6 protein-coding genes are annotated in these 8,001 nt (G+C 57.0%); all 6 read right to left on the reverse strand.

The annotated features are described in order from the left end of the window. Nucleotides 1–527 (reverse strand): HNH endonuclease (locus K1Y02_23395; GenBank protein MBX7259327.1); only part of this gene is annotated, 527 nt, incomplete at its 3' end. A gap of 272 nt (nucleotides 528–799) precedes the next feature. Further along, complete coding sequence (locus K1Y02_23400) at nucleotides 800–1,108, reverse strand: transcriptional regulator (GenBank protein ID MBX7259328.1); 309 nt, start codon at nucleotides 1,106–1,108, stop codon at nucleotides 800–802. Between the two features lie 4 nt (nucleotides 1,109–1,112). Next, a complete protein-coding gene (locus K1Y02_23405; GenBank protein ID MBX7259329.1) occupies nucleotides 1,113–2,105 on the reverse strand; it encodes a sodium-dependent bicarbonate transport family permease in 993 nt (330 codons plus the stop codon). Between the two features lie 2 nt (nucleotides 2,106–2,107). After that, the gene (gene purE / locus K1Y02_23410; protein ID MBX7259330.1) at nucleotides 2,108–2,587 is read right to left on the reverse strand and encodes a 5-(carboxyamino)imidazole ribonucleotide mutase; all 480 of its coding nucleotides are present in this window, start codon (nucleotides 2,585–2,587) and stop codon (nucleotides 2,108–2,110) included. Nucleotides 2,588–2,589: 2 nt separating this feature from the next. Continuing rightward, nucleotides 2,590–3,771: a 5-(carboxyamino)imidazole ribonucleotide synthase gene (locus tag K1Y02_23415; protein ID MBX7259331.1), complete on the reverse strand. Its 1,182-nt coding sequence runs from the start codon at nucleotides 3,769–3,771 to the stop codon at nucleotides 2,590–2,592. A 2-nt stretch (nucleotides 3,772–3,773) separates the two neighbouring features. Then, a complete protein-coding gene (locus K1Y02_23420) occupies nucleotides 3,774–6,170 on the reverse strand; it encodes a phosphoenolpyruvate carboxylase (protein MBX7259332.1) in 2,397 nt (798 codons plus the stop codon). Nucleotides 6,171–8,001: the final 1,831 nt, after the last annotated feature.

Raw genomic sequence — 8,001 nt, forward strand, 5'->3', positions numbered from 1 at the left:
TCGGGCACGCGCGCCCCAAAATGCGGCAACCACGACGGCTTGGTTGGCCGGTGCAACAAAGGCATACCAGCTTCATCGGGCGTTCGGTTGCCCTTGCGGACATTGCACGCCAGACACGCCAGCACGAGATTCTCCCACGTATCGCCACCACCGCGCGACTGCGGCAAGACGTGATCGATGGTCAACTGAGACCTCGGAAAATGCTTCCCGCAATACATACAGATATTGTTGTCGCGCTCGAATATGCTGTGCCGCGAAAAGCGTGCCTCGTGATGAATGAACCCGTTAAACGACGCGAGCAGCACCACTTCGGGGATTCGCACGCGAAAGGAGGGGGTGTATACATAGCGCCCGCCAAGTCCGTCCTGAGACAAGACCAGCCACCGCTCAAAGTCATACAGGGAGTAGTCGTGAGGATGGACCGCGCGCGCGGAGCCCAGGTACACCAGACTCAGCGCCCGCCGTGCAGACGCCACATGCACGGCCACCCAGGATTTGTTCAATACGAGTACGTGCCCGTCAAGCATCGCTCACCTCGTGCAGCCCAAGAATCCTAACTTTGGTGCCTTCCTCCTTATCGGGAACCCCCTATCGGGATCCCAATCGGCCTTCACCGGCCCACGCCAAACGAGCTGCGCGGCAAATGGCCGCCCCCTCTGACATGGGATATGAACAGTATAGGAGGGGGCCACAAACCAGTCAAACTCGACTCGCGCCGTCCGCGAGCCACGGGTGTCGCGTTCGGCAATTCCCGAGACAAATTTCCCTGCCGGAGGGTAAGCAGCGCAAAGCGGGGCGTTCAGGTACCAAACTTTTCACGGCGTCGAACGCGCACAACCGACTCATAGGCAATCATGCCAAACGTTGCGAAGTACTTGGCCTCTAGTTCGTTCATTACCCGTTCACAGAGGTCCGGCGTCATTACCGCCTCGATCTGAATATTGCCGAACTCGGCCATTTCCCCCGTGCGTACGCCACGGGAACCAAGCCCCTCGACCTCGAACAGGGTGTACCCATGGACGCCCATGTCCGTGAGGAAGCGCGTAATTGTGTCTCGCGCCAGCTCTTCGCAGATTATGGTCACAAGTCTCATTTCTGCTGAAGACATTTGCTCAACTCCCTTTCATCCACCACATGGCCATTGCATGGTACACGGGAATACCTACGGTAACGTTGAAAGGAAAGGTAACCACAAGCGCACTGGTCAGATAGAGCGTTGGGTTAGCCTCGGGCAATGAGAGTCGCATCGCTGCGGGCGCGGCAATGTAAGAAGCACTGGCGGATAGCACCGCGAAAAGGGTCGTGCCGCCAAGGCTAAGACCAGCCGCTTGACCCGCCAAAACACCCAGTGCGCCATGCACCAACGGCGCAACTATGCCAAACACACCCAGGAACAGCCCCGTTTGGCGTAGATCCCCCAGCCGTCTGCCTGCCACCGTGCCCAGTTCGAGCAGAAATAGGGCCAGCACACCCTGAAATGGCGTCACGAGGAATCCCGATACCCCTTCCATCCCCTGTTTGCCGCAGAGAAACCCAATGACCAGAGTACCCAGAAGCAAATACACGCTGCGACCGAGCACAGCCTCATGCAACACCGCGCCGAGACTTCGACGAGACGCGACATCATCGCGACTCCGCCGCAATACTAGGTTGCCCAGAACAATGGCCACCACAATGGCCGGAGCTTCCATTACCGCTAGAAACGCACTCGCATACCCTTCATATGCAACGTTAAATTCTTTCAGGAAGTTCGTGCATGCGATGAAGGTAACTGCACTCACGCTGCCGTAGTGACCGGCGATGGCCGCCGCGTCAACCGGCTTCATTCGGCCAAGATAGCGAAGAATAGCGTACGACCAGAACGGTATGGCTGTTCCTATCGCCATCGCCAGGAGGGCTGGACGCCACACCTGCCCGACTCCAACTTCCGAAATTGCCACGCCTCCCTTAAAGCCGATCGCGCACAAAAGGTAAATAGTAAGCGACACGTACAACGCTTCGGGAAACTTCAGATCGCTACGCACCACCGCTGCCAGGAGTCCCAGCAGGAAAAAAAGGACGGGAGGCGACAGTAGATTGGCTTGAAGCCCCGCAATCAAATCAATACTCATAGCCCGAGGTTCTTCCTACGCGATTCACGTGCCATCCGTGCCTTATACGAAGTCAATTCGCGCTGTAGCCGTTTGTCGCCACCTGACGCCAGTATGCTCACCGCAAGCAGGCCGGCATTCTTGGCGTTTCCAATTGCCACCGTGGCAACGGGCACCCCGCCCGGCATCTGAACAATTGACAAAAGCGAATCCAAGCCATGAAGTGTTTTGCTCTCGATCGGCACTCCTATCACCGGCAGTATCGTCAGGCTCGCGACCATCCCCGGCAGATGGGCAGCGCCGCCCGCGCCAGCGATGATGACCTTCAACCCTCGTCGCCTTGCTCCATCCGCATAGGCCATCATGTCTCGGGGGGTTCGGTGTGCGGATACGACGCGCAATTCATAGGGAACTTCGAATTGCGTCAACACTTCAGCAGCCTGCCGCATTGTCGGGAGATCCGAATCGCTCCCCATAATGATCCCTACCAGCGGAATAGTCATCCCTGTCCTCCAAACCGTATGCAGTCGGCAGCCCGTTGTGCTTCAAGCAAGGCCTCGTCTGCACTCGCGCCAAGCGCCGTTACGTGACCCATCTTTCGTCCTCTCGCACTCCGTGCCTTGCCGTAAATGTGTATATGCGCACCCTGCACTCCGAGCGCCTGTTCGAGTCCCACGGGCGTGCCAGGGCCGTCTCCATAACCAAGCAGATTCACCATGGCTGCTCCTGGAGATACCATGGCAGTGGAACCCAGAGGCCATCCCAGGATAGCCCGCACATGGTTCTCGAACTGCGAACACACGCACGCCTCTATCGTGTAATGCCCGGTGTTATGAACGCGGGGCGCAATCTCGTTAAGAACAACCGTTCCGTTCGCCGAAAGAAAAAACTCCACCCCGAAGCTGCCGACTCCTCCAATTGCTGCCACCGCCCGCTTCGCATATTCAGCAACCTGCGCCTTCGTCGTCGGACTCACGTCCGCCGGCGCTTTCACCACGTGGCAGATGTGCTCCCTGTTGATGGTCTCAACGACCGGATACTGCACGCTCTCCCCGCCCCTTCCACGAGTGACTATGATGGCCAATTCCGCCGCAAACGGATAGAGTCTCTCGACGTACAACGGACAACGGTCGCCGTCGAGTGTTTTCCAGGCCGCTGAGAGTTCCCCTTCCGTCAATACGGTTGCATTGCCCTTCCCGTCGTAGCTGTTCCGGCGCTTCTTCAGCACTGCGGGAAAATCGAACCGGCGCACGTCCTCCATGGACGGCGCATCAGCGAATTGGGCCAGCGGTAAGCCCGCCTGAGCAAAAACACTCTTCTGCACATACTTGTCCTGAACCATCATAAGAGTCTCGGCGCTGGGCAAAATCGTATGCCGATTGTCGGCCAACACGGAAAGGGCGTCTGCGCTTACAAATTCGTTCTCCAAGGTAATTACGTCGACAAGCGGTGCAAGCCTGAGCAGGTCCTCGGGACAATCCCAATCGCCTATGATGGCATGCGTATCGAGACTGTGCGCGGGAAAATCATCTTGTCGCTCGAATACAACCACCTCGCACCCGAACGATGCAGCTGCCGCTGCGGTCATTTTCGCCAGTTGACCGCCCCCAATCACCCCCAGCCGGGGGACCGGCACGGAACTCAGGGGACGCAGCAGATTGGACTCATCGGATCTATGCATGGTTAGCCTGTGCTTTTCATTCCAAACGCTATGCCGTTGACGGTTAACGCAAGAAGCTGCCGAAGACTCTCGTTGTCTTTGGCCCGCCGCCACTCGGGCAAGAACCGAATCTGTAGGTAATTGAGCGGATCGATGTAGGGGTTGCGCAACCGAATAGACTCTGCCAGCACGGGGTGATTCGCGAGTAGTCGCCTCCGTCGCGTAACCTTCAGCACATTCCGCACGGCACGATCATACTCTTCGCTTATGCGACTGAATACAGACTGCCTGATGCGCTCCGATTGCACAAGGGAGGCGTATCGACCTGCAATGTACAGGTCCGCCTTTGCCAACGACAACTCCGCATTGTCAATGATCGCTGTGAAGAACGGCCATTCCTTATACATTTCCCTAAGCTGGTCAAGGTCGCCGTGCATTTCAAGGGCATGCCCTATGCCGTACCACGCACTGAGAAGGTGCCGCGACTGCGTCCAGGCAAATACCCACGGAATGGCCCGAAGTTGGCGCACGTCGCCGTCGCCTACCCGCCGGCTTGGCCGTGACCCCAACCTGAGATGCTCGATTAGGTCAATGGGAGTGGCTTGACGGAAATAGGTTAGAAAATCCGGCGTCCTGTACACCAAGTCTTGATAGAACGCGAAAGAAAGCTCACCCAAACGGTTCATCGCGCCCTTCCACGCCGCTTTCACGGCAGGCGCTGAAAGACAGTTTGCCGCAATGACGGCACTCGCAAGCTGCTCGAAATTCCGCTCAGCAATCACAGGATTAGAGTACTTGAGCGAAACGACTTCGCCCTGCTCCGTGATCCGGATGCGGCCCCCGTGGGCGGCATGCGGCTGGGCGCGAAGACTGCGGTGGCTCATGCCTCCGCCACGGTCAATCGAGCCCCCCTTGCCATGGAAGAACCTTAAGCCCACGCCATGCGTGTCTGCCAGCTCCGCGAGTTGCTCCTGAGCCCGATACAAGTACCAGTTCGCGGCAAGATATCCTCCATCCTTATTTGAATCCGAATAGCCAAGCATGATCTCCTGCACACCGCCTCGCCGCTGGAGATGATTTCGGTATCCCGGATTGCTCCATATGGATTCCATGATGTCCGGTGCACGGTCGAGATCGTCGATTGTCTCGAACAGGGGCACGATGTCCAGACGAACGCGGGCCTGCCTGGCCAAGCTGAGCAGCCCTTTGAGGTCCTCCGAACTCCGCGTCATGCTCAGAATAAAACGGTGCGCCGCTCGTTCTCCATGCTCTCGCTGCAACTCGCGGATACACCGAAACTGATCAAGCAACTCGTCTCGCGAATTCATCAGCTTAGCGCTGTGATCGCGGAAATCAAGCTGCGCCATATGAAATCCAAATGTCTCAACCTGTCGGATAAGCCCTGCAATGCGGCCATTTGCCGCGCGGTGGGCGCCCTGCTGCCGCAACCCAACTTGTATCTCCCGGAGATCACGGACAAAGTCCTCTGCACGCCGATAGCCACCCTCAAGAAGCGCCTGCATCTGAAACAGACGGCGCCGATACTCTTCTCCAGGCTGAAAAGGATCGGCTGCGTCCTGTTTCGGACCGCGCCGAGGCGTGCTGTGGGTCAATTCTCCGATCAGGCGTTCGCATTCCCTGCGATAATGCTCGCAAAGCACCGAGCGTTGCCGCTCCATCGTCACACTGCTGACCTCAGTCGTCACATAAGGGTGACCGTCGCGGTCACCGCCAACCCAGCTCCCAAAAGTGAGAAAAGACCGGGTCCGCTTAACCTCAGGGAAATGAGCATTCAATTCAGCGTCAAACTTCTCGTAGAATCTCGCTGCCGCGGTCAGAATGGTGCGCTCAAAAAAGAATATCGTGTTGTTGACCTCGTCCATCGGTCCTACACGCAACTCTCGCACCTCCGCGGTCTGCCAGAGCGTCTCTAGAACCTCGTCAGGTTCGTCGAAGCGACTCTCCAAACGCAGAATATGGGCCAGCGTAGTGCGACGTTTGGCCTCGGTTGGATGGGCCGTAAGCACCGGCTCTATCTCAAGATTATCGATACACCGCTGCAATGTCTCGGACGTCACTCCTGCCTCGCGAAGCTCCCGGAACATACTTCGCAGCGACTGGACCGGCTCTGCGGCACCCTCAAGATGACGTACACGCGCCCGTTCCTCGCACAAGTTGGTTAATTGAAAAAACAGACTGAAGGCATGGGCAACCTGATCGGCATCTTTGATGCTGAATCTCCCGACCAAAGCGCGTTTTGCCTTGATGCTCGCCTCGTTATGATTGGCGCGAATGGCTTTCGACAGCTTGCGAAGCTGTTCGACGTACGAGAATAGCGCAGGACCCCCGGCTTGCTCGCGAATAATCTCGCCAAGCCGCGTGGTGATAAACCGCACTTCGCGCCGCAGTGCCTTGTCCACGTGTGTACGCAACCCCATTTTCAGTGTTACGAAACCTACACCACAAATGCCGGAAAGCAATTTGAACCCAAAACACGCACCCTGTGAGTATTGTTCCCAAATGGCTGCCTCTACGGCACAACAGGAGATCGCGGCACATACTGATGGAGCCGGTTGCCGCTGGAACATTCCCAGACAAATCCTGCGGCTGCACTCCACACCGTCAGCACATTAAAATGACGCCGCCATCGCAGGCCGCGCACCCGGGGCAATTGCATCAAGAGTTGAGCCAAACGGCCGTCCCGCCATTCTCACGCAAGCACAAATCTATCTTCGCTTCGAAATGGCGTCCAATCCATGAAGATGGACCACCCCTTTCGCGGAAGAGATGAACGAGGAGACTCTCCAACTAATCGAAATCCTGAGCAGTCCTTATGCGATTGCCCTGACGGCACACCCTTGCCATCACCTCGACAAGCAAGTCCCGCGTCTTCAAATCCCCAAGGGTAAACACCCCGCTGTGGCATGGTCGCCTGGTCCGCCGCGGCGGATCACTCCGCCGACACACTTGTCGGTACGCGACCGGCAGGTCTCCCTTCCATCGCAGCAACAACGCTACGAATATGCGAACTCTAAATTCCCTTAGCGACAACTATCCGGTTACCCTCGGCGCACGCGGCCCCCGCAACCCACCGTGAACACCACGCAGCGCTCGGCGATCACGGCGCCAAACAGCGCAACGTGATAATCGTGATCATCGCTCCACATCGCATCCCCGTGGCACCCCATCAATTCTCCGTAATGCCGAAGGCACGGCAGACTCGAGCCCGGCGCGGCATAGCCGCAACCCAAAGAGACTCAACCACGGATGAATACCGATGTTTTGACTCGATACTCCAGAGCGCTGTAAGCGCGAAATACTCCAGCCTGGGGTAAGATTCGCGTCAACGACGCGAATCGAAACCCCAGGTACCCGCCATAACCCAGCAAGAGCCCTGTAGGGGCGAAACCAACTCACGCGGTCTATTACCCGAAAGCGACAGCCGGGGATCTGGCAAAAGGAAGAAATCGGCTCCACATCTCAGGGCTCAATGCGTGCATACGCCGCCGTCTCGCGCACGCCTTGGCGTCTTTCCGTTAAATGAATTCAGCGCAGAAGCACTTGGCACTGCCGCCATCACCGAGGCGCTTTCAAAGCAATAGCCGACATTCAATCCTTCTTTGCCGCGCACTACGCTCGAATTGAAGATTCCTGGGACCGACAGGTCGTGCCGTTGGGTGCAGGTGGAGTTCGAGTCATGTCGGTGCTCGCGGACTACAAGTGGAAAAATACGCACATACACGGCAACAAACCCGCCTGGTTCGGCAGATCGATGGCGATTGGACGCTTGGACGCTTGAACGCTCAAGTCTCTCCGTATGCTACACTATCGGTATAGCGTTACATTACATCAATGCGTGATTCCGCGCATCCTGAAGAACCTCGATCTACCATTGGCCCTATGGCGCTTTAATCTAGGCGGCTGCCTCACCTGCCAGACGACATAGCGTCGTGCGCCAATAGACCGCGCACATCAGTCCCGGGACGCGACAGATTGACGATATAAATGCGTAAATAGCGCTTTTCCGATATTACTCTATATAGTCGGCGGAAATTTCGGGCTATACGCCGACTGATTGTGGTATACTACGTGTTGTCTCCAGACGCATTCGTGCTCTGGAGGCGGTTTCAGGGGGAGCATTTAACAGGACCGGTCCGTTCAAGGGGGATTTAGTGAGCTTTCTACGCCGCAACCAAGTAGCTATCAGTTTGATTTTCGCAACCACACTTCTATTTCAACTCATGGGGTGTC

It is taken from the genome of Candidatus Hydrogenedentota bacterium (assembly GCA_019695095.1).
Classification (GTDB): domain Bacteria; phylum Hydrogenedentota; class Hydrogenedentia; order Hydrogenedentales; family SLHB01; genus JAIBAQ01.